General features: G+C 73.1%; 19 protein-coding genes. 11 read left to right on the top strand and 8 right to left on the bottom strand.

Going from position 1 to position 21,014, the window contains the following annotated elements:
• Positions 1-509: 509 nt before the first annotated feature.
• The 6 genes from ACFXMG_RS31060 to ACFXMG_RS31035 all read right to left on the bottom strand — a co-directional run bounded on the left by ACFXMG_RS31060 (position 510) and on the right by ACFXMG_RS31035 (position 5,704).
• On the bottom strand, positions 510-1,931 hold the full coding sequence (locus ACFXMG_RS31060) for an MFS transporter (RefSeq protein WP_383818517.1): 1,422 nt from the start codon (positions 1,929-1,931) through the stop codon (positions 510-512).
• Positions 1,928-2,485, bottom strand: a complete 558-nt coding sequence (locus ACFXMG_RS31055; protein ID WP_383818519.1) for a phosphoribosyltransferase family protein — start codon at positions 2,483-2,485, stop codon at positions 1,928-1,930. Before ACFXMG_RS31055 ends, ACFXMG_RS31060 begins: the two co-directional genes overlap by 4 nt.
• Positions 2,486-2,560: 75 nt before the next feature.
• Positions 2,561-3,295 carry a hypothetical protein gene (locus tag ACFXMG_RS31050; protein WP_383818521.1) on the bottom strand — a complete coding sequence of 245 codons (735 nt, stop codon included), beginning with the start codon at positions 3,293-3,295 and terminating at the stop codon, positions 2,561-2,563.
• Positions 3,279-4,418: a ribose-phosphate pyrophosphokinase-like domain-containing protein gene (locus ACFXMG_RS31045; RefSeq protein ID WP_383818522.1), complete on the bottom strand. Its 1,140-nt coding sequence runs from the start codon at positions 4,416-4,418 to the stop codon at positions 3,279-3,281. The genes ACFXMG_RS31050 and ACFXMG_RS31045 overlap by 17 nt, the downstream gene beginning before the upstream one ends.
• Positions 4,415-5,122, bottom strand: a complete 708-nt coding sequence (locus ACFXMG_RS31040) for an HAD family hydrolase (RefSeq protein ID WP_383818524.1) — start codon at positions 5,120-5,122, stop codon at positions 4,415-4,417. Before ACFXMG_RS31040 ends, ACFXMG_RS31045 begins: the two co-directional genes overlap by 4 nt.
• A gap of 12 nt (positions 5,123-5,134) precedes the next feature.
• Entirely contained in the window at positions 5,135-5,704 is a 570-nt protein-coding gene (locus tag ACFXMG_RS31035; protein ID WP_383818525.1) for a TIGR00730 family Rossman fold protein, read from the bottom strand.
• Positions 5,705-6,216: 512 nt separating this feature from the next.
• On the opposite strand from ACFXMG_RS31035, the gene ACFXMG_RS31030 reads away from it, so the two are divergent.
• The 11 genes from ACFXMG_RS31030 to ACFXMG_RS30980 all read left to right on the top strand — a co-directional run bounded on the left by ACFXMG_RS31030 (position 6,217) and on the right by ACFXMG_RS30980 (position 17,662).
• Positions 6,217-7,272 (top strand): hypothetical protein, encoded by a 1,056-nt coding sequence (locus ACFXMG_RS31030; RefSeq protein ID WP_384902796.1) that lies wholly within the window; start codon positions 6,217-6,219, stop codon positions 7,270-7,272.
• Positions 7,269-8,645, top strand: a complete 1,377-nt coding sequence (locus ACFXMG_RS31025; RefSeq protein ID WP_383818529.1) for a hypothetical protein — start codon at positions 7,269-7,271, stop codon at positions 8,643-8,645. The genes ACFXMG_RS31030 and ACFXMG_RS31025 overlap by 4 nt, the downstream gene beginning before the upstream one ends.
• An 8-nt stretch (positions 8,646-8,653) precedes the next feature.
• Positions 8,654-9,397 (top strand): SDR family NAD(P)-dependent oxidoreductase, encoded by a 744-nt coding sequence (locus ACFXMG_RS31020; protein ID WP_383818530.1) that lies wholly within the window; start codon positions 8,654-8,656, stop codon positions 9,395-9,397.
• 14 nt (positions 9,398-9,411) lie between these two features.
• Positions 9,412-10,329: a TauD/TfdA family dioxygenase gene (locus tag ACFXMG_RS31015; protein ID WP_383818532.1), complete on the top strand. Its 918-nt coding sequence runs from the start codon at positions 9,412-9,414 to the stop codon at positions 10,327-10,329.
• 145 nt (positions 10,330-10,474) lie between these two features.
• The gene (locus ACFXMG_RS31010) at positions 10,475-11,302 is read left to right on the top strand and encodes a hypothetical protein (protein WP_383818534.1); all 828 of its coding nucleotides are present in this window, start codon (positions 10,475-10,477) and stop codon (positions 11,300-11,302) included.
• 1 nt (position 11,303) lies between these two features.
• Entirely contained in the window at positions 11,304-12,644 is a 1,341-nt protein-coding gene (locus tag ACFXMG_RS31005; RefSeq protein ID WP_383818536.1) for an amidohydrolase, read from the top strand.
• Entirely contained in the window at positions 12,644-13,969 is a 1,326-nt protein-coding gene (locus tag ACFXMG_RS31000) for an APC family permease (protein WP_383818538.1), read from the top strand. Before ACFXMG_RS31005 ends, ACFXMG_RS31000 begins: the two co-directional genes overlap by 1 nt.
• Positions 13,970-14,230: 261 nt before the next feature.
• The gene (locus tag ACFXMG_RS30995; RefSeq protein WP_383818540.1) at positions 14,231-15,646 is read left to right on the top strand and encodes a PLP-dependent aminotransferase family protein; all 1,416 of its coding nucleotides are present in this window, start codon (positions 14,231-14,233) and stop codon (positions 15,644-15,646) included.
• A gap of 170 nt (positions 15,647-15,816) precedes the next feature.
• Positions 15,817-15,990: a hypothetical protein gene (locus tag ACFXMG_RS30990; RefSeq protein ID WP_384119888.1), complete on the top strand. Its 174-nt coding sequence runs from the start codon at positions 15,817-15,819 to the stop codon at positions 15,988-15,990.
• Positions 15,991-15,996: 6 nt separating this feature from the next.
• The gene (locus ACFXMG_RS30985; RefSeq protein ID WP_383818542.1) at positions 15,997-17,004 is read left to right on the top strand and encodes a LacI family DNA-binding transcriptional regulator; all 1,008 of its coding nucleotides are present in this window, start codon (positions 15,997-15,999) and stop codon (positions 17,002-17,004) included.
• Positions 17,005-17,257: 253 nt separating this feature from the next.
• A complete protein-coding gene (locus ACFXMG_RS30980; RefSeq protein WP_383818544.1) occupies positions 17,258-17,662 on the top strand; it encodes an NTP pyrophosphohydrolase in 405 nt (134 codons plus the stop codon).
• A gap of 33 nt (positions 17,663-17,695) precedes the next feature.
• On the opposite strand, the gene ACFXMG_RS30975 is transcribed toward ACFXMG_RS30980, so the two are convergent.
• Together ACFXMG_RS30975 and ACFXMG_RS30970 are read right to left on the bottom strand one after the other, a co-directional pair.
• On the bottom strand, positions 17,696-19,012 hold the full coding sequence (locus ACFXMG_RS30975) for a serine hydrolase domain-containing protein (protein WP_383818546.1): 1,317 nt from the start codon (positions 19,010-19,012) through the stop codon (positions 17,696-17,698).
• Positions 19,013-19,242: 230 nt separating this feature from the next.
• Complete coding sequence (locus tag ACFXMG_RS30970) at positions 19,243-20,877, bottom strand: alpha/beta hydrolase (protein WP_383818548.1); 1,635 nt, start codon at positions 20,875-20,877, stop codon at positions 19,243-19,245.
• Positions 20,878-21,014: the final 137 nt, after the last annotated feature.

Genomic DNA, 21,014 nt, shown 5'->3' with positions numbered 1-21,014 from the left:
AGTCCTTGGTACGTGCCCGGGATTGCGGCGTACTGAGGGGTACTTGGGGGTACTCGTGGGCTGGGGGTCTGCGGGGGAGGCTGCGGGTGGGACGGCAGGTGCGATGAGCCTACCGATGATCACCGACCACTCACTGTAGTCGTCAACCGTTCATGTGTGGTGTTCAGTTGGCAAACTTGCCCGTAGACCTGCGGAGTCTGCTACCGGCGGCGGTATGCGTGGCTGATATCGATTGGCCGAAAGTCGCCCAACCGTCAAGAGAGTTGCCGCGAGCGGAACCGTACGAAAGAGGGCGGAGACGCCAATTGACCTCCTTCCTCTGCGGAAACGCGCCCGGTCCGCGCCCGACCGGAATCCCCGGAAGAGGACCGAACCGGCTTCCTCAGGCCATACTTGTGACACAGCGTCACCGGGTTCGAGTGCGACACCGGCGCCTGCCGGCGCCTGCCGGGGTCGGCTCCGGCCATAACCGTCGGTAAGACCGGAACCGGCCACACCGACGGGGCCCGTCAGCGGGTACGGAGGGCGGATGCCGCCCGCCCGGCTCCGGCGAGCAGCGGGAGGAGGACGCATCCGGCCAGCGCGAGGACGGCTCCGCCGAGCAGCGAGAGCCGCAGGCCGGAAAGCGACAGGGCCTCCCCCGGCGCGAGGCCGCCGGCGAGGAGGAGGGCCGCGAGGCCGAACGCGACGCCGAACTGCTGGGTGGTCACGAGCAGTCCGCCCGACACCCCGTGCTCGTCGGGCCGCAGGACGGCCGCGGCGGCGACCGCCGAGACGACACCCACGAGGACCAGCCCGAACCCCGTCAGACAGCTGCCCACCACGACGAAGCCCCAGGCCCCCGCCCCGAGGGGCGTCAGCGCGAGGACCGCCATGCCCGCGGCGACGGCCCCCAGACCGCACCCGTACGCCCGGACGGCTCCGAGACGGGCATGGAGCGGCCCCGCCACCCGCGCGCCGAGGGCAGCCGCGGCGGCGTCGGGAAGGAGCATCAGCCCGGTGGCCGACTGGGACCACCCGAGCGGCCCCTGCATGAGCACGGTGACGAAGAAGACCATGGACCCCCCGGCGGCAGGCGCCCAGGCACCGGCGAGATTCGCCAGCCGGACGGGCGGCCGGGCCAGCAGTCCCGGCGGGATCAACGGCTCGACGGGCTCGCGCCCGTCGCGCGCCCGCCTGTCGTGCGGTCGCCCGCCGTTCAGCCGGGCCCGCAGGGCGAGGGCGCAGGCCGTGCCGGCGGCCAGGATCAGGGTCGTCACCGGCCATCCGCCGACCGACTCCGGGGAGAGGGCCGCGGTCGCGGCGACGACGCAGGCGGCGAGGAGGAGAGCGCTCGCCGTGTCCGGGCGGCCCGTTCCGGCGCCCGCGCGGTGTTCGGGGACCCAGCGGGTGACCATCAGAAGGGCGGTGGCGGCCAGGAGGGCGCAGGCGGCGAAGATCGCGGGCCAGCCCAGGGCCTCGGTGATCACCCCGCCGAGGACGGCTCCGCAGGCGAAGCCCAGGGACGCGCCCGCTCCCCACCAGCCGAGCGCGAGCGCGCGGTCGCGGGGCGAGGGAAGCGAGGTGATCAGGGCGAGGGCGGCGGGCGTGGCGAAGGCCGCCGCCGCGCCCTGGGCGATCCGGAGCGCGACCAGGGCCGCGAAGCCGGGTGCGCCGGCGGCCGCCAGGGAGGCGAGGGTGAAGGCCCCGAGTCCCCAGAGGAGCAGTCGGCGCGGGCCGAGGACGTCGGCGAAGCGGCCCGCGCAGAGCAGGAGGGAGCCGTACGCGAGGGCGTACCCGGAGAGCACCCATTGCAGCCCCTGCGCGCTCACCCGGAAGTCCTGCCCGATCGCCGGCAGCGCGACGTTCGCGATGGAGAACTCCAGGGCCACCAGCAGCTGTACGGAGGAGAGGGCGACGACGCGGCGCCAGGGGCGGTCGCCGGAGGTCATCCGGCGCTACCGGTTCCCGGGTCGCGCGGGAACACGGGCAGGTGGACGAGCGAGACGATCGACGGGCGCGGGTCGCCCTCGGTGGCGACGGCGAGGGTCTGCGCCACGGTCCCGCGCGCCGCGGCGACCAGGGACTCCAGGGCCAGGAGGGTGCCGCCGCTGCTGACCACCTCGTCGACGAGGGCGACCCGGCGGCCGGCGATGAGGGCGGCGTCCGCGTCGTCGAGGATCAGCTCCTGCTCGCCGGGGGTGCCGATGCTGCGGACCGGGACCCGGATCGGCTCGACCATGTGCGGGCGGAGCTTCTTGCGGGCGACGGCGCAGGGCAGGCCGGTGCGCTGGGCGAGGAGGTGGGCGAGGAGGATGCCGCCGGACTCCGGGCCGAGGATGACCTCCGCGCCGGAGTCGAGGCGCTCGGCGAGCACGGTGACGGCCTTCTCCAGGAGGGGCAGGTCGCCATACAGCTTGAGGAAGGCGATGGAGACCTCGTCGCCCACGGGGACGATGGGGAGGTCGCGGCGCAGACCGCCGATGTCGATGGTGTGGACGGACATGGTGCTGCTCCTGATCGGGAGGGAGGGGCTTCCAGGGAGGAGGGGGGCTTCCTGGGGGGGGGGAAGGGGGTGGCCTCAGGCCGGGTAGGGGCGGGGCTGGGCGGCCAGGGCGGTGCGGAGTTCGGCGAGGCGGTTGAGGCGGGGCGAGCGGTGCGGGAAGACGGTGCTGCCGAGGACGAGCAGGTCGGCCCCGGCCTCCGTCATGCCCGGCGCGGTGGCCGGGCCCATCGCGCCGTCGACCTCGATCTCCCGGATCGCCCCGCTGTCGCGCAGGGCCGACGCGGCCGCGACGGTGGCGCGGGTCTCGGGCCGGAAGGGGCGGCCCGCGCCGCCGGGTTCGACGCTCATGACCGTGAGGCGGTGCGGCCGCAGGTCGTGGACGAGGGCGCGCGAGATCGTCTCGCCGGGGTCGACGGCGAGGCCGACGGCCGTGCCCCGGGCCGCCGCGTCGCGCAGCGCCGCGCCGGTCCCGTCCGCCGCGCCGGTGAGCGACCGCTGGTGGACGGTGACGGTCGTCGCGCCGCGCGCCGCCGCCTCCCGTACGGCCGCCGCGGGGTCCACGAGCATGATGTGGACGTCGATCGGCAGGTCGCAGGCGTCCCGCAGGTCGCTGATCGTCTCCAGGGGCAGGCCGAGTCCGCCGCCGAAGGCGGGCTCGACCAGGTCGACGTGGAGGCGGGTGACGCCGAGGCCGTACAGCGCCTCGACATGGCTGCCGATACGGGTCTGGTCGAGGCAGACCACGGAGATGGCCAGCTCGGGGCAGGGGGCGGCGGCTTTGGCGCCCACCTGCTCAGCGGTGAGTGTCATGAAGGGGCTTCCGTTCGGGCCCCGCCGGCGGGGCCGGGGGCTTGCGTTCGGGCGTTCGGTCCTGTTTCCGTTCCGGCTGACCTGCGGGCGTTCGGTCCGGTGGTCCTGCCGGCTTTCGGACCGGGGGCGGGAGGGGCGCCGTGGTGCCGAGCCAGTCGGTGAGGGCGGGGGCCAGCCAGGGCATCGCGGGGCTGACGGTGAGGCCGGGGACGTCCGGCCGGTGGCCCGCCGCGTCGGTGGTGTGGACCCCGCGCAGCACGCCCGTACCGAGCAGGCGCTCCAGCCGGCGGGTGCCCGGCGCGGTGAGCCGGAGGTGGGTGGCGACGACGTCCATCGCGACGTCCGGATCGCGGGCGCGCAGGGCGGCGGCGACCTGCTCCACCGTCGCCGCGCTGGTGATCAGGTCGTCGACGACGACCGCGTGCCGGACCGGACCGGCGCCGCGGGGCGCGTGCAGGGCGACGGTGACTGTCTCGGGGCCGGTACGGCGCTTGTCCGCGACCAGCAGCGGGAGTTCGAGCGCGGAGGCGAGCGCCCCGACCTGTCCTGCGGCGCCCGCGTCGGGGGCCACCAGCACCGTCCCGTCGCGCAGCAGGGGGCGTATCAGGCCGGTCCTGAGGCCGTCCGCGGGGAGGAAGGCGAGCCGGGTGCGGGTCCGCGCGAAGAGCTCCTGGAGGAGGTCCTCGGCCCCGGAGGCGAGCGAGACGATGGCGTCGAGGCCGGCGGCGGCGGAGAGGTCGGCGAGCAGGCCGGCCATCACAGGCCGCCGCTCGCCGGGCACCCGCCGGTCGTGGCGCGCGTAGGCGAGGTGCGGGAGGAGGGCGATGACGCGGGTGGCGCCGTGCTCGCGGTAGCACCGGGCGGTGGCGAGCAGGCTCATGAGCGAGAGGTCGGAGGGGGTGCCCGCGCCGGTGACGGACTGGCAGATCACGACCGTGCGCCCGGCCGGGTCCTCGGGGAGGTCGACGCACAACTCGCCGTCGGGGAAGGTCCCGTCGGGCGCATGATGGGCCGTCACCGACCAGCCGGCCCGGCGCAGGGCGGTGTCGAGGGCGGTGGGGTGGCCGGGGAAGGCGGTGGTGAAGTCCCGGCAGTAGGCGACCACGACGGCGGGGCGGCTCACCCGACCGCCTCCACGCCCGCACCGGCCTCCGCACCCGCACCGGCCTCCACGCCCCCACCACTGCCGTCGGCGTCCGGCACCACCATGCGCAGCGCGTGCGTGATGTCGTCGCCGTCATAGTGGTACGCCGCCAACTCCCGCAGGTTCGGCGTGGAGTTGACGGCGACGGTACGCGTCAGCGTGCGGAACAGCGGGACGTCGGAGTCCGCGTCCCCGAAGGCGACGACCTCGTCCACGGCGAGCCCGAGCCGCCGCCGGAGGCGGTCCACGATGAGCGGCTTGTCCTCCGGATCGAGGATGTCGGTCGGGTAGGTCGAGGCGAAGACGTGGTCGAAGCCGTCGAAGAGCTCGGCGAAGGGCAGCGGCGACATGGTGATCAGGCAGGTGACGACGGAGCGGGCCCGTAAGAGGGCCAGCGTCTCCGGGATTCCGCCGATCTTGGGGCAGCCGGCGAAGGCGGTCGGGTAGAGACCGGCTCCGGCGCGTTCCCAGGAGGTCAGGCAGTGGTCGGCGAAGGCGGTGCTGTCGATCAGTCCTTCGCGGTACTCCCGCTCCAGGCGTTCGACCGTCGCCACGTCCCCCGCGGCGAGCCCGATCTGGCGGCACGCGGTGGTGCCGGGGATCAGGGTCCCGTCCATGTCGAAGACGGCGAGTCCCGGCCAACCCGCGGCCGGCCGGCGGGTGTCCGGGTCGAGGGGTGTCATCAGTCGGCCTCCTCACGCCGCCGAGAAGAGGTGCGGCAGGCTGCGGTGGTGGGCGAGGGCGTCGAGCAGCTCCCCCGGGTCGGACGAGATGGCGATGTTGTCCAGATACTGCCGCCGGACGAAGCCCTCCTCGACGGCGTGCCGGACGTAGGCCAGCAGCGGCTGGAAGTAGCCGTCGACGTCGAGGAGTCCGCAGGGCTTGCCGTGCAGGCCCAACTGGGCCCAGGTGAGCACCTCGAAGAGCTCGTCGAACGTGCCGAAGCCGCCGGGCAGGGCGACGAAGGCGTCGCCGAGCTCGATCATCCTGGCCTTGCGCGCGTGCATGCCGGGCACGACGTCGAGCCGGGTGAGACCGGGATGGGCGACCTCGTGGGCCACGAGGTGTTCCGGGATGACGCCGATGACGGGGGCGCCTCCGGCCAGGGCCGCGTCGGCCAGCGTGCCCATGAGACCGCCGCCGGCCCCGCCGTAGACGAGCCCCAGGCCGAGGGTGGCGATTCGGCCACCGAAGTCCGCGGCGGCGTCGGCGTAAGAGGGCCGAAGTCCGGACGAAGCTCCGCAGTACACCGTGATGTGACGCACGAGGAATCCTGTTCTGAGTAGTACAGGTGGAACGGAATCGAATTTCGGACAGATGGCGCGTCCGAAGCGTCGCGGAAAGCGGCGACGATCATTTCTCCGGGGCCGCCGAACACGCTTCGGCGAGGAATGGATCCGGACACTCCGCGATCGTTTCCGGCCGATCGAGGGCTGGTTTACGCGGGGTCCGTCTGGCTCAGTCATACGTACGAGCAGGTCGGACTGTAGCGCACATCCGTAACGCTCTGTCCAGTGCAAATCCCAGTCTTGTCACGCAGTCATGCGTATGACTACTGTGACGCCCGCTTGCCCCGGGGCATTCCGGTCCTGGGGCTTATCGCGCTGCGCTACGTGAGTTCGACCATTCGTCTCTTCCGACGGGAAGGTTCCACGTGAGTCAGTCTGTCCAGCTTCTTGTCGACGCCCTGCTCGTGATCGGCTTCGGGGTCCAGCATTCCGGCCTCGCCACACTCCGGGTCAAACGCGTCGTCAAAGCGAAAACCGGTATAGAACCCTTGGCCTGGCGTTCCGTCGAATCCCTGGCGAACGTCGTCTACATCCTGGCCGCCGCGGCCCTCTGGCAGCACACGGACACGGTGGTCTGGGAGCTCTCGGGCTCCGCCATGGTGATCATGTACGCGCTCGCCGTGGCGTCCTGGCTCTGGTACTGGCAGCTGCACCTCTTCGAGTACGACTGCGGTCTGGCCTTCGGCTCGACGACCCTGGTCTCCGAGGCCGCCGGTGCCGGCCGGCCGAAGATAACCAACTGGAAGGTCGGCAGCCGCCGTTGGATACGGTTCCCCGTCCACACGGCGTTCTTCGGCATGTTCTTCCTGCTGCCCACGATGACCACCGACCTGCTCGTCCTGGCCATCGTCGTCAACGTCTACAACGTGGTCGGCAGCATCCTCTACGACAAGCGCCTCATCAAGACCGCCGGTGAGCCCTACCTGCGCTACCTCGACGTCACCGGTCTGATCTTCCCGCCGGTCTACCGTGCCCCCAAGGGCGCGGGCGACATGCCGATGCCGGCCCCGTCGCACTGGCGCAAGCCCTCGATGCACCTGCCCGGTCTGGTCGTCGGCCTCGGGCTCGGCGCGCTCTACCACGTCCTCCTCGGCCCGACGGCCATCACCCCGATGGACATGCTCAAGGCGGGCGGCGCGGGCCTGCTGGGCGCCGTCGTCACCGGCCTGCTGCTCGGCGCGATCCTGAAGCCCAGGGCCGCCGACTGGGCGCAGCAGCAGACCGACCTCTCGACCACCGTGGCCCTCAACGCCGCGACCGGTGTGGTGACATGGGCGACGATCGGCTGGATCCAGACGGGTCAGGCGCCGTCGTTCGCGGCCTTCCTGCCGCTGTGGTTCATCGTCCAGTACCTGGGCCACGTCTTCGCCTTCCTCGCCGGCCGCCGCAAGTGGACGGTCTCGCTCGCCGACGACGCGACCGCCGGTGCGCACGCCGACGCGGCCGCACCGGCCGCCTCTCCGGCCTCCACTCCGGCCGCCGCGCCGGAGAAGCCCCGGATCGGCGTCACCGCGCGGACGAACACCGCGGGGGGCATCAGTTGACGGACACTCTCGTCTCCCCCGGGCAGCTGCCCCAGGAGCGGACCCGGAGCCTGGACATCCCGCTCCGCCGCCCCACGGGTCAGCACCCCTACTGGCACCGGGACGAACCCGTCCTGGCCGTCGCCCGCGTCGACCCTGGCTACAGCGGCCTGATCGAGCACTTCCCGGCCGGCTGGAGCCACCTCGTCCGGGCCAAGTCCCTCCTCGACGGCGTCGCCGCCCTGGACGTGCCGGCCCTCGGCGGCCCGGACGGGGAGCGCGAGCAGAGCGCCTCCCTCGTGCGGGCGGCGGCCGGTGAATTCCGCGCCTTCGCGGCGGCGGAGAGCGCCCCCGGCACCGAGGTCGCGGTCCTGCACGCGCGGGACGCGGCGCGGCGTCTGGACGCGTACGCCCTGACGGGTGCCTGGGAACCGGGCGTCGTCCGGGAGCCCGAGCCCCGCGCGCCGTGGCTGTACTGCGGCCCCATCGCGAGCTGGGCCATGCGCACGGCGGACCGTTCCATCGGCCTCCTGGTGGCCGCGCCGGCCGCCGAGGACCTCCAGGCCGAGGTGGACGTCGTCACCCTCCACACGGACCGGGTCGCCGAGCGCGTCGGCCAGGTCCTGGGCGGCGAGGTCCGCCCGGCCCAGCCCGTCCAGCCTGCGATGCACGTGCTGCACCTGCTGCTCGGCGGCGGCGAATCGGCCCTCGGGCACAAGAACTTCGCGCACTTCTTCCCGCTGGAGGCGGAGGGGGCCCAGGTCCTGGGGCGCGAGTTCACGGTGGTCTTCGCCAACATCCACCAGGCCCGTCTCCGGCACTGCTCCCTGCGGCTCTTCGAGGAGATCCAGGGGCGGGAGGCCGAGACCCGTCCGGACGGACTCCTGCGCGCCTCGCTGCGCTGGTTCCGCGGCCACGACCTGGCGCACTTCTGGCGCCGGACGACGGTGACCGGCGAGGGCACGCCCGCCGAGGGGCTCACACCCTTCGAGCGGATGTCGCTGGAGGAGACGTACGCGGACATCCTCGGACTGGTCTCCGCCCTGCTGTTCGTCTCCGACCTGCACCTGTCGGAGGCGTACCGGGCCGAGATGTACCGCTACCTCTCCCGCCGGCACCACCACTTCGCCGACACCGCCGCGGCGGTCCTCACGGCGGGCTGGCTGCGCCGGAACGACGTGCCGCTGGAGCCGGAGGCGGGCGTCCGCTGGCTCCAGGCGGGGCTGCCCGCGCTGGAGGAGCTGGCCCGGGTGCTGCACCGCACGCTGTGGGAGGGGGACGGATCGGCCCTGCCGGCGCTGCGCTCCGCCCTCGCCGCCGGAGGCGCGTACCAGCACCACCGCGCCGACGCCTTCCGGCTGCTGCCCACCGATCTCTCGTACACCTTCGGCTGAAAGACACCATGAAACAGCGCACTGTCATCATCTCGGGCGCCTCGTCCGGCATCGGGCTCGCCACGGCGCGCCGGTTCGCCGCGGCGGGCGACCGCGTGGTCAACCTCGATCTGACCGCTCCGGCCGACGGGGACGCCGTCGGTGAGTGGATCAAGGCCGACGTCACCGACTGGAGCGGGCTGCGGGCCGTCGTCGACGGGGTCCGCGCCTCGTACGGCTCGATCGACGTCGTCGTCGCCAACGCCGGTATCAGCATCCGGCGTTCGTTCACCGACATGACGGAGGACGAGGTCCGGTCCCTGCTCGACATCAACCTCATGGGCGTCATGGCGCTGTGGCAGGCCGCGGCCCGCCACATGATCGAGGCGAAGAGCGGGGTGCTGCTGGCCACGGCCTCCACCAACGCCTCGGCCGGCTACCCCTATTACGCCGACTACAACGCGTCCAAGGCCGCGGTGCTCGCGCTCGCCCGCAGCGTCGCCCTGGAGCTGGCTCCCCACGTCCGCACCGCCTGCGTGAGCCCCGGCTACGTGATGACGCCCATGCAGCGGGCCGAGTACACGGACGAGATGTTCGCCGAGGTCAACGCGAAGATCCCGGCGGGGCGGCACGCCGACCCCTCGGAGGTCGCCGAGGCGTTCTACTTCCTCGCCTCCGACGGCGCCCGCTTCGTCACCGGCCAGCAACTCGTCGTGGACGGCGGCGAACTCGCCGGCGGCACGGCCTCGTCCCACGGAACCGTCTTCAACTGAGGGGAGCACCCGACATGCAGAACGATCTCGTCCTGAGCCGCCACGGCGGCGGCTGCGGCACCCTGATCACCGCGGAGAACGGCCGGGCACTGGACAGCCTGGACCGCGGGTGGCTCCTGGAGGAGCTCGCCCGCTCCGGCCACCTGGTGCTGCGCGGCTTCGCCCCGTCGATCGACCAGTTCAACGCGCTGGTGAACACGGTCTGCACGCGCACGACCCTGGACCCCGCGCGGGAGTTCAGCGAGGGCACCACCGTCCAGAAGGTCGACCTCGGCACGGACGCCGTCGGGCTCCACACGGAGCACGGCACCAACCCGCTGACGCCGGACGTCACCTGGTTCATGTGCGAGAGCGCGGCGCGCGCCGGCTCGCAGACCACGGTCTGCGACGGCTACGACGTGTGGGACCGGCTGGCCCCGGAGACCCGCGAGCTGTTCGAGCGTCAGGACATCGTGTACTCCCGCAACATCGCGGAGCACGCGTGGCGCGCGCTGGCGTCCAGCCTCCTGAACGGCTCCAAGCCGGACGAGGAGATCACCGTCGGCGACCTGATCGGGCTGGCCGCGCTCTTCGGCGAGGACAAGCTGCGGATCCGGGCCAACGAGGACGGCTCGATCCACTACGTCTACAAGGTGGCGGCGGCGCATCCGACGCTCTTCGGCGAGCGCCTCGCCTTCGCCAACAGCATCCTCGGGCCCTCGTACCACTACGAGAAGCCGCGGATCGCCTTCGCGGACGACACCGAGCTCCCCCAGGAGGTGCTGGCCGACATCGAGAAGGTGACGGCGGAGCTGACCGAGAACATCGAGTGGCAGGACGGCGACGTCGCCATCGTCGACAACACCCGTGTCATGCACGGGCGTCGGGCCATCGAGGACGCGGGCCGCCGAAAGATCTACGTCGCCCTGGGCTACGTGGACGACCGGCGCTGACCGGCCGGCGCCGGGGCCGTGCCACAGGGCACGGCCCCGGCCGCTCGGCACCCCCCACACCCCCCACACCCCGCCCCTCCCCCACCTCCCCCGCGTCCGAAAGGAGCCCGTCATCTCTACGTCCCACGCCACCCACAGCCTCGGCGTGCTGCGCGCCGCGTCACCGGACAAGCTGCCGCTGTACCGCCTGAAGGACGGCTGGTCCTACCTCCGCTGGAGCGACACCTCGAAGTTCTCCGAGGAGTTCCAGTCCACCGTCTTCTCCCTCCTCGTGGAGATCTCGACCAAGGCGTTCGGCGCCGACATGACGCCGTACTGGCGTGACCGCAGGGCGGGCCGCTTCTTCGAGAAGATCACCACGTTCTGCCTGCTCGTCGACCCGCTGGGCAACGTCAGCGGCTGGACCGGCTACCACCGCCGGGTCTTCGGCAACGCCCACTGCCTCTACCTCGACTCCAGCGGCGTGCTGCCCGACTCGCAGGGCGGAGGCCTGATGGGCCACATCCACTCCAAGATGATCATCCAGGAGTGTCTGCGCTACGCGCCCCGCCCGGTCCACCTGCTCGCCCGCACCGAGAGCCCGGTGGTCTACCGGCTGCTGCGCAACGGCTGCGGCGCCGACAACATCTGGCCCTCGCCGCACAACGAGGTCAGCCGCGAGGTGTCGCTGATCGGCGTGGACGCGGCCGAATGGCTGGGCCAGAGCGAGAAGTTCGACCGCGCGAGCCTGAAGATCGTGGGCGCGTACGACAACCTCGACGCGCTCTACGGCGACCTGCCGACCTGCGGCGAGCCCGGCATCGACACGTTCTTCCGGGAGAACCTCCGCCCGGAGGACGCCTACATCGTGGTCGCCCGCGCCGAACTGCCGCGCATCGCCCGCGAATGGGCCCGCCGCGAGGTGCGGGCCGCCCGCGCCCGCCGCGCCCGCACCGCGGGCCGGCGTCCGGCCGGCGCGGCCGGGGGTCGCTGACATGACGTCACAGGACTTCTCCGCGGACACGCTCGCCGAGCGGGCCAAGACCGTGCTCGCACCGCTCGGCACGGGCTACCTCGACGAGATCGAGCGGCTGTACGTCGACCTCCACCGGCACCCCGAGCTGTCCGGCCAGGAGGAGCGGACGGCCGGGATCGCGGCGGACTCGCTGCGCGCGGCCGGATACGAGGTGACCACCGGGATCGGCGGCCACGGCGTGGCGGGGCTGTTGCGCAACGGCGAGGGACCGGTCGTCCTGCTCCGCGCCGACATGGACGCCCTGCCGGTCCGCGAGGCGACCGGCCTGGCGTACGCGAGCACGAGCGAGGCCGTCGACGGCGAGGGCGCCACGGTGCCGGTCGCCCACGCCTGCGGGCACGACGCCCACCTCGGCGCCCTGCTCGCGACGGCCACTCTCCTGGCCCGGTCCCAGGACTCCTGGAGCGGCACGGTGCTGGCCGTCGCTCAGCCCGCGGAGGAGACCGGGGACGGCGCCGCGGCGATGCTCGACGACGGGCTGTACGCCAAGGTGGCCAAGCCCGACGTGGCGCTGGCCCAGCACGTCGTACCGCTTCCGGCGGGCATCGTCGGGCACCGTACGGGTCCCATGATGGCCGCCTCCGCCGTCGTACGGGTCCGTGTCCACGGGCGCGGCGGCCACAGCTCGGCGCCGCAGGCCACGGTCGACCCCGTCGTCATCGCCGCGCACATCGTGACCCGCCTCCAGACCATCGTCGCGCGGGAGACCGACCCGGCGGACTGCGCGGTGGTCAGCGTCGGGTACCTGCACGCCGGCACCAAGGCGAACATCATCCCGGAGACCGCCGAGCTCGGCATCAGCGTGCGCTGCTACGACAACGCGCTCCAGGTCCGGCTGCTCGACGCGATCCGCCGCATCGCGGCGGCCGAGGCGGCGGCCTCCGGGGCGCCGCGTCCGCCGGAGGTCACGGTCACCGAGGGCGTCCCGGTCAACGACAACTCCGCGGAGCACACCGAGACGGTCAGGGCGGCGCACCTGGCCCACTTCGGCGAGGGCCGCGTGGTGCCGATGCCGCTGCTCGCCGCCAGCGAGGACTTCCCCTACTTCGGGGCCGCGGGCGCCGGGCCGCACTACGACGGCGACGCGGTGCCGACCGTCTACTGGGTCGTCGGCAGCGCGTCGCTCGACGCGTGGCTCGCGGCGCCGGGCGACACTCCTCAGGAGAAGGTGAAGAGCCTTCCCGTCAACCACTCCCCGCAGTTCGCGCCCGATCCCCGGCCGACCCTGCACACCGCCTCGGAGGCCCTGGTGACGGCGGCCCTCGCGTACCTGACCGGAACCACCAGCCAAGGACTCTGATGTCGACGAAAACCACCCAGAAGATCGGCTTCCGGGAGGCCACCGCCCTCGGCGTGGGGGGCATCATCGGTGCGGGCATCTTCGTGCTCAGCGGCACCGCCAGCGGCATCGCCGGTCCGGCGGTGGTCGTCTCGTTCGGCATCGCGTTCGTCGCGTCGCTGATCCTCAGCCTCTGCTACGCCGAACTCAGCTCCATGCACGACGACTCGGGCGGCCCGTACGCCTACGCCAAGCGCCATCTGCCGCCGTTCGTGGCGACGGTGGTGGGCTGGGCGAACTGGGGCGCCTGGATGTGCGCCAGCTCGTACGTGGGCATCGGCGTGGGCAGTTATCTGCACCTGCTCGTGCCGTCGCTGAGCCAGCCGGTGGCCTCGACGCTGGTGATCGCCGTCTTCACCGGCCTCAACCTGCTCGGCATCCGCTTCTCGGGGAAGGTGCAATTCGTCGCGCTGGTCCTCACCGTGCTCGTGCTGCTCGGCTTCATCGCGCTGGGCGCCACGCACGTGGACACCGCCCTGTACACGCCGTTCATGCCGCACGGCATGAGCGGCGTGCTCCAGGCGGCGCTGATCGGCTTCCTCGCCCTGACCGGCTGGGACGCCATCGTCGTGTCGGCGGAGGAGATCACCGAGCCTCGGCGGACGATCCCCCTGTCGATCCTGACGAGCCTCGGCATCTCCTTCATCCTGTACGCGGGACTGCTGCTGATCGAGAACGGCATCATCCGCTGGGACCGGCTCGGCGCCTCGGAGACCCCGGTCGTCGACGTCAGCCGGGTCTTCTTCGGCACGCACGGCCCGTTCGTCGTCAACTGCATCGTGCTCATCGCGCTGTTGGCGGCGGTCAACGCCAATCTGATCGTGATCTCGCGCTCGTCGATGGTGCTCGCCCGGGACCGGCTCGCCCCCCGCTTCCTGGAGTCCACGGCGACGAGCCGGCAGGTGCCGGTCATCGCCATCGTCTGCGCGGGCATCGCGCAGGTGGTGATGTCCACGGCGGGGAATCTGCGCTTCGCGGTCTCGGCCACCGGATTCCTCTACACCCTCACCTTCATCACCTCGATCGTGGCGCTGTTCATCGCCCGCCGGCGCGGACTCACCGCCTCGTTCAAAACCCCGCTGTACCCGGTCGTACCGGCGCTCGCCCTGCTGCTCTGCTTCGTCTTCATCACCTCCGCGGGCACCCTGGGCATCCTCACCGGCATCGGCTGGATCCTCCTCGGCCTGCTGGTCGCCCGCTGGACGAAGCGCTCCAAGGGCGACGCGGTCCCCGGCCCGGAGGCGGTCCGGGACGACGAGGTGCCGGCCGAACGCGGAAGCGTCTGAGAAGGCGACGGCCCATGAGCCCCTTACCGATCGAGGCCGAGGCCGAGCACGCCACCGGCCTCGTCATGCCGCCATAGCTGTGGGCCACCGGCTTCTTCTCGTCCGACGCCTCCGCGCGTACCGCCGAGCCCCTGGAAGGGCCGGCGGTACGGCCGTTCGAGATCCACTCGGAGCCGTACGAGATCCACTCGGAGCCGTCCGTGTGACGACGCCGTCCTCCTCCGCCCCTGTCCCGAGACTCCTTGCCGGGTGGCCGATCCGATGACCGCAGAGACCCATGTCCACTCGCTCGACCTCCAGTTGGATATCACGCTCCCCCACCGGCGGGGCCGCAGCGACCAGTTGACCTCCGCGCTGCGGCAGGCCATCGAGAGCGGGCGGCTGCCTCCGGGCGCCCGGCTGCCGTCCACGCGCGGCGTCGCGTCCGATCTCGGGCTGGCCCGCGGCACGGTCATCAGCGCCTACCAGCGGCTCGTCGCCGAGGGGCTCCTGGAGACGGCGCACGGCTCGGGCACCCGGGTCGCCTCGGCCCCGCCGCGCGCCGCCGCGCCCTCCGCCGCCCGGCAGCCGGGCGACGGCGCCGCCGCCTGGCGCTGGGACCTGCGGCCGGGGCTGCCGGACATGACCCTGTTCCCCCGCGTGGCCTGGGTGCGGTCCACCCAGCGCGTCCTCGTGAAGGCGCCGGCCGGGGCGCTCGACTACGGCGATCCGCGGGGGCAGCCGGAGCTGCGCCGCGCCCTCGCCGACTATCTCGGGCGCAGCCGCGGGGTGGTGACCCATCCGGACCGGATCATCGTCTGTCACGGCTTCACCCAGGCCCTCGGGCTGGTCGCGGGCGTGCTGGCCGAGCGGGGCGTGGGCACGGTGTCGGTGGAGGACCCCTGCTATCCGCTGTTCCGCGAGGTCGTACGGCTCGCGGGGCTCCGTGCCCACCCGGTGGGCGTGGACGGGCGGGGGCTGCTGCCGTCGGGGTTACGGGGCGGCGCCGTCGTCGTGACCCCGATCCACCAGTACCCGCTGGGCGCCGCCCTCGCCGAGGACCGCCGCAGGGAGCTGGTGGCGTGGGCCGAGAAGGCCGGCGCCGTGATCGTCGAGGACGACTACGACGGCGAGTTCCAGTACGGGCGGCGCCGGCTGGGCGCCCTCCAGGCGCTGGCGCCGCACCGCGTCCTCTACGCGGGGACGACGAGCAAGACGCTCGCGCCCGGGCTGCGCCTCGCCTGGCTCGCCGTGCCCCCGGCGTGGGTGGAGCCGATCACCGCCGCCAAGCGCGTCGCGGACCAGCACTCGGCCGCGCTGACCCAGATGATCTTCACGGACCTGCTGCGCTCGGGGACGTACGACCGCCACATCAGGAAGTGCCGCAACCACTACCGCGAGCGCCGTGACCGGCTCGGCGCGATGCTGGCCCGCGAGGCGCCCTCGGCGCGCCTGGTCGGCGAGGACGCCGGGCTGCACACCCTCGTACGGTGGGACGCCGACGGCCCCTCCGAACGCGACGTCCTGCTCGCCGCCCGCCGGGAGTCCCTGGCGCTGACGGGCCTGAGCCCCTACTGGGGAACCCCCGGCCCGCACCCGCCCGGCCTGGTGGTCGGCTACGGCACCCCTCCCCAGCACGGCTACGCGGGCGCCCTGGCGGCACTGGCCCGCACGCTCCGACGCGGTTTCCAGGACTGATCGCTTCCGGATCCCCGGCCCGCCGGGAGGCTTCGCCTAACACCTCGCCGAGCACCTCGCAGGGACGCTTCCGAAAAGACTTCCTCAGCCCTCCCGTATTTCTTCTCCGCGGAATTCCCCCGGGCGATTTCCCGGGCTTTCCCGACCCCGAAGGAATACGCGCCCGCCGAATGGACCACCTGGTCGCGGCCTCGCTGAACCACTCGCCCGACGCGAAACGAATGACGACTATCATCGACAAGCTCGCTCAAGGCGAGACAAGTCCACAAGGTCTCACAAAGGGGGCCGAAGCGGTAAAATTGCGTGTTTTCGATGATTTGTACATCTGCGTTCTGGATGGATGAGAGTGAATGAGAGAAAGTGAAGCCCCCCGCCCGGTGACCGCCGCCGACGTCGCCCGGGTCGCGGGGGTCTCCCAGTCCACCGTCTCCCTCGTACTCAACGGCAAATGGCACGGCCGGGTACGCGAGGAGACCGCGCACCGCGTGAAGCTGACGTCCGACAGCCTCGGCTACCGGATCAACCAGGCGGCCCGCACCCTGCGCCTGGGCGGCACCGGCACGGTCCTGCTGGTCGTGCCCACCCTGGAGAACCCGGTCTTCGCCGCCGTCCACGCGGGCGCCGCGCGCGCCGGGGCCGAACACGGCCTCGGCGTCGTCGTCTTCCCGCTCGGCTCTGAGGACGGCTGCGGTCCGTTCCCCGTCCCCAAACAGTCGATCGACGGAGTCCTCGCCTGCTCGATGCCGGCCGACGACGTCGCCGGACTCTCCACCGGGCTCCCGCTGGTGATCCTCGACGACACCCCGTACGGCCACGCCCCGACCGTCGGCATGGACGTCGGCGACGGCATGGCCCAGGCCCTGGCCCATCTTGTCGCCCTGGGCCACCGCCGCATCGTCCACGCCCGGGCCACCCGCCCCACCTGGACGTTCACCCGGCGGACGGAGGTCCTGAACCAGGCGCTCCTCGGTCACCCCGAGGTCGTGAAGCTGGACATCCCCGTCACCTTCAGCCCCCTGGAGGTCCGCGACCGGGTGACCCGGGCGCTCACCGGCCCCTTCGAACCGACCGCCGTCATCTGCGACGACGACAACATCGCCACCGGCGTCTGCCACGCGGCCCGCGCCCTCGGTCTGACCGTCGGCGAGGACCTGTCCGTCGTGGGCTTCAACGACCTCCCGGTCGCCTCCCTCCTCGCCCCCACGCTCACCACGGTGCGCCTCCCGCTCACCGACCTGGGCTTCCGGGGCATCGAGATGTTCATGGCGCTGGCCGCGGGCGAGACCCCCGCCTCCGTGGTCCTCCCGACGGAGCTCGTCGTACGGGAGTCGACGGTACCGCCCCGCCTCACCGCGTAACCCTCCGCGAGGCCGCCGGCCGCACCCGGCCCCCTCCGGACCGCACCACCCCGCGCACGCGCCCCGGGTCCGCGGCGGACGAGGGCCCACCAGGCCCGAACCGCACCCCCCTCACCCGGCCCGCGAGCGCAGAGCCACCCCCCACTTCACACCCCCCACTTCACCCCCCACACACCCGCACGTCGTCGACGCCGGCCGCGAGCCGCCGACCGCCGTGGGGGCATCACGCGTGCCCCGCTGCCATCCTGGTGCCATGAACACCGAAGACCCCTCCCTCCGCCCGCTGCTCGTCGTGGACGGAGCCAACGTCGTGGGCTCCGTGCCCGACGGCTGGTGGCGCGACCGCCGCGGGGCCGCCGAGCGGCTGCGGGACCGCCTCGCCGCGCACGGCGGGCCGGCCGACGGGCCGTGGCCGGGGCCGTACGAGCTCGTGCTGGTCGTCGAGGGGCGCGCGCGGGGCGTGGAGTCCGTGCCGGGCGTGCGCGTGGAGGAGGCCGCCGGCAGCGGCGACGACCTCATCGCCGCACTCGCGCGCGAGGCCCACGACCGGCCGTGCCTGGTGATCACGGCCGACCGCGAACTGCGCCGCCGCGTCGAGGAGACGGGCGCCCACTGCGCGGGACCCCGCAGCCTCCCCGGGGCGACCGGCCGCCCCTAGAGGGGCGGAGCGGCTGGTCCCGCGCGGGGCGCGTCAGTGGCGCTCGGGCAGGTCCCGCTCGGCCGGCAGCGGGGCGACGTCAGCGCCCGGCGCGGCGGAGGCCGTACGCGCGCCCGGCGTGCCGGAGGCCGTACGGGCCGTCGGCGCGGCGGCCGGCGCGGCGGTCGGCTTCGGGCCGCAGAAGGCCGCCTCCAGCGTGCCGCCGAGCGCCGTGTTGGCGGCGCCGCGGTTCGAGGTGTTCGCGACCGCCGACAGGCTGCGCCGCCCGTCGCGGGTCGAGAAGGCGTACGTGTAGTAGCCCTGCACGGTGCCGGTGTGGCCGAACACCTGCGCGCCGCAGGACAGGTCGTACCGGCGCAGACCGAGCCCGTAGAAACGGGTCTGGGTGGTGTCGGTCGGCGTGACCGTCGTCATCTCCGCCAGCATCGCCGGGGAGAGCAGCCGGCCGCGCATCAGCGCGCTGGTGAAGGTGTTCAGGTCGGCGGGGCTGGAGATGACGGCACCGGCCGACTGCGCCCAGGAGACGGTCTGTTCGGTCGAGTCCACCAGCGGCTCACCCGCCGCGTCCGGGTGCAGGTAGCCGCGCACCCGCAGTCCCTTGATACGGGTGTCGGGGTGGACGTACGACGTGTCGCGCAGCTTCAGCGGCTTGAAGATGCGGCGCTCGTAAGCCCGTTCCACCGGCCGTCCGGTGAGCTCCTCGATGAGCATGCCGACGACCACGAAGTTCGCGTTCGAGTAGCGGTACGCGACACCCGGCTCGGTGGTGCGCGGCTCGCTCAGCGACAGGTCGACCAGCTCCTGGTAGCCGAACACCCGGTTCCGCACGCCCTCGAAGCCCGGGACGGTGTCGGCGAACATCGCGTTCGTGTAGTCCGCGAGACCGCTGCGGTGGGAGAGGAGGTGCCGGACCGTGATCCGGTCGTCGGGCAGCAGGCCCGGCAGGTACCGGTTGACCGGCTCGTCGAGCACCAGCCGCCCCTCGTCGACCAGTTGGAGCAGCACGACCGTGGAGAAGGTCTTGCTGACACTGCCGATCCGGAAGCGGGCGTGGATGTCCATCGGCGCGCCCGAGGCACGGTCGCGGACGCCGACGGTCAGGCTCTCGACCCCGCCGGGGCCGGAGAACCGGGCCATCGCGCCCGGAGCGCCGTTGGCCATGGCCGAGTTCAGGGCGGCGGTGATCCCGGCCAGGTCCGGGGCGGGCGTCTCGGGGACGGTAGGGGAAGAGGAGGAAGAAGGGAGGGGCGCGGCGCTCGCGGTCGCGGCGGGTGCGAGTCCGGCCGCGAGCGCGGCGATCAGGGTGGCGGCTGCGCCGGCGGTCAGGCGGCGGTGGGAGGTCAGGGACACGGCGAATCCTCGGCTGCTCACGTGGTGTTCGGCGCGGCACACGCCCACCGTGGCCGCGGGGCCCGGGCACACGTGCCGACGATGCCGGCCGTGCCCCCGTGCCTACCGATCATGAGGGTCCGGAGCGCCGAAGGGTTCCAGGCGCGGGGGCGCGTCCGGAAGTTCCCACCCCTGGGGAGGCCGGAAGGGGCCTTCCCACACCGGGAAAGCCCCTCCTCGACCGGTCTTCCTCAGAAGCCGAAGCCCTGCCGTCCGCCGGCCGTAAGGCCCTGCGGTGCCGGGAGCGGGAGCCGCAGCGCGTCCCCGGCCCGCTGGGGCGTGGCCCGGCAGGTCTGGTCGGCGGCGGGCAGCCGGCCCGTCGTCAGGTAGGCGGTGGCGGTCGCGTCGGCGCAGGACCGGGAGCCGTACACGCCGTGGCCCTCGCCGCCGAGGACGGTGACCATGCGGGCGCCCTTCAGGGCCTTCCGCAGGCCCTGGCCGCTGACCAGCGGCGTCTGGGAGTCCCACTCGTTCTGGAGGATGAGCGCGCCGACGGTGTTGCCGATGCGGGTGGCGGGCTCGGAGCCGTACTGCCAGAAGGCGCACGGCTTGATGCTGGAGCCGAAGTCGCCGTAGAGCGGGTACGTCACCTTGTCGCGGACGGCGTCGCGGCGGTACTGCTCCGGGTCACGCGGCCACGCGCGGGTGTCGGCGCAGACGACGGACCAGAAGCCCGCGTCCATGTTGTCGGCGGGGACCTCGCGGGCGAAGGACGGCGGCGCGGGGCGCGTCGGGTCGGCCTGCGACGGCGCGGCCGACGGGGTCCGGCCCTCGGCGGCCTGCTTCAGGCGGACGATCGACTCGGCGGCGGACCTCGGGGCGAAGAAGCCGGCCCGGGCGCCGACCCGGATGTCGTCGCCGGTCAGCCGCATGCCGTCGAGTTCGATGGGCGCGCGGTCCGCCTGGGCGACCAGGCTCCAGAAGGTCGCGGCGACCTCGTCCGGGGTGTCGCCGAGCCGGTACGTGGCGTGCCGCCGCGCGGTCCAGTCGGCCCAGCGGGTGAAGGCCGGTTCGGCGCCCTCCGCCCACACCTGGATCATGCCGCGCCAGATCCGCGCCGGGTCGACGGCGCTGTCGAGCACGAAGCGGTCGGTGCGGCGCGGGAACATCTGGGTGTACACGGCGCCGAGGTAGGTGCCGTAGGAGTAGCCCAGGTACGAGATCCTCTTCTCGCCGAGCACGGCGCGCAGGACGTCCATGTCGCGCGCGGTGTTGCGGGTGGTGAGGTGGGAGAGGACGGCGCCGTGCTTCGCCCGGCACTTGTCGGCCACGGTACGGGCCCAGCGCACGTCCTTCGCGAACGTCGCGGCCTTGTAGGGGCGTTGCCAGTTCATCTCGTCGTCGGTGAGGTTGCAGCCGACGGGCGAGCTCTGGCCGATGCCGCGCGGGTCGAAGCCGATGAGGTCGTACGTCCGCTGCACCGCGCCCGGCAGCTCCGCCCTCAGGTACAGGGGCATGTCGAGCCCCGGTCCGCCGGGGCCGCCGGGGTTGATGAGGAGCACGCCGCGCCGCTCCCGGGCGCTGGTGGCCTTGATCCGGGAGATCGCCAGGTCGAGCTTCCGGCCGCCCGGACGGGCGTAGTCGAGGGGGACCTTGATGGTGGCGCACTGGAACGCGGCGGGCCCCCGGGGGTCGCAGCGCGCCCACGCCGGCTTCTGCCGGGTGTACTGCGCCAGCGCGACGGCGGACGGCACGGCGGTGGTGTCGGTCGTCGCCGCCGGCGGGACGGCGGCGGTGGCAGTGGCGGCGGGCGTGAGGGCGGGCAGGAGCGCCGCCGCGGCGGCGACCGCCACGACGGAGGCGACGGAGGCTATTCGGCTTCGCACAGGGCGTCAGTTCCTCAGGGGTGCGGGCTGATCGGTCCGCAGCACCCTTTCGCGGAATGCCCCGCACCGGAATCCCGCTGAGGGCCGGATCGTGTACGACCCGAGGAGGAGCCGCCGCCCGGAGAATGGTCCCCGAG

It is taken from the genome of Streptomyces sp. NPDC059201 (genome assembly GCF_042754585.1).
Taxonomy (GTDB): domain Bacteria; phylum Actinomycetota; class Actinomycetes; order Streptomycetales; family Streptomycetaceae; genus Streptomyces.
Note: the sequence above shows the minus strand (reverse complement) of the source record. Positions and strands in the feature narration are given on the sequence as shown.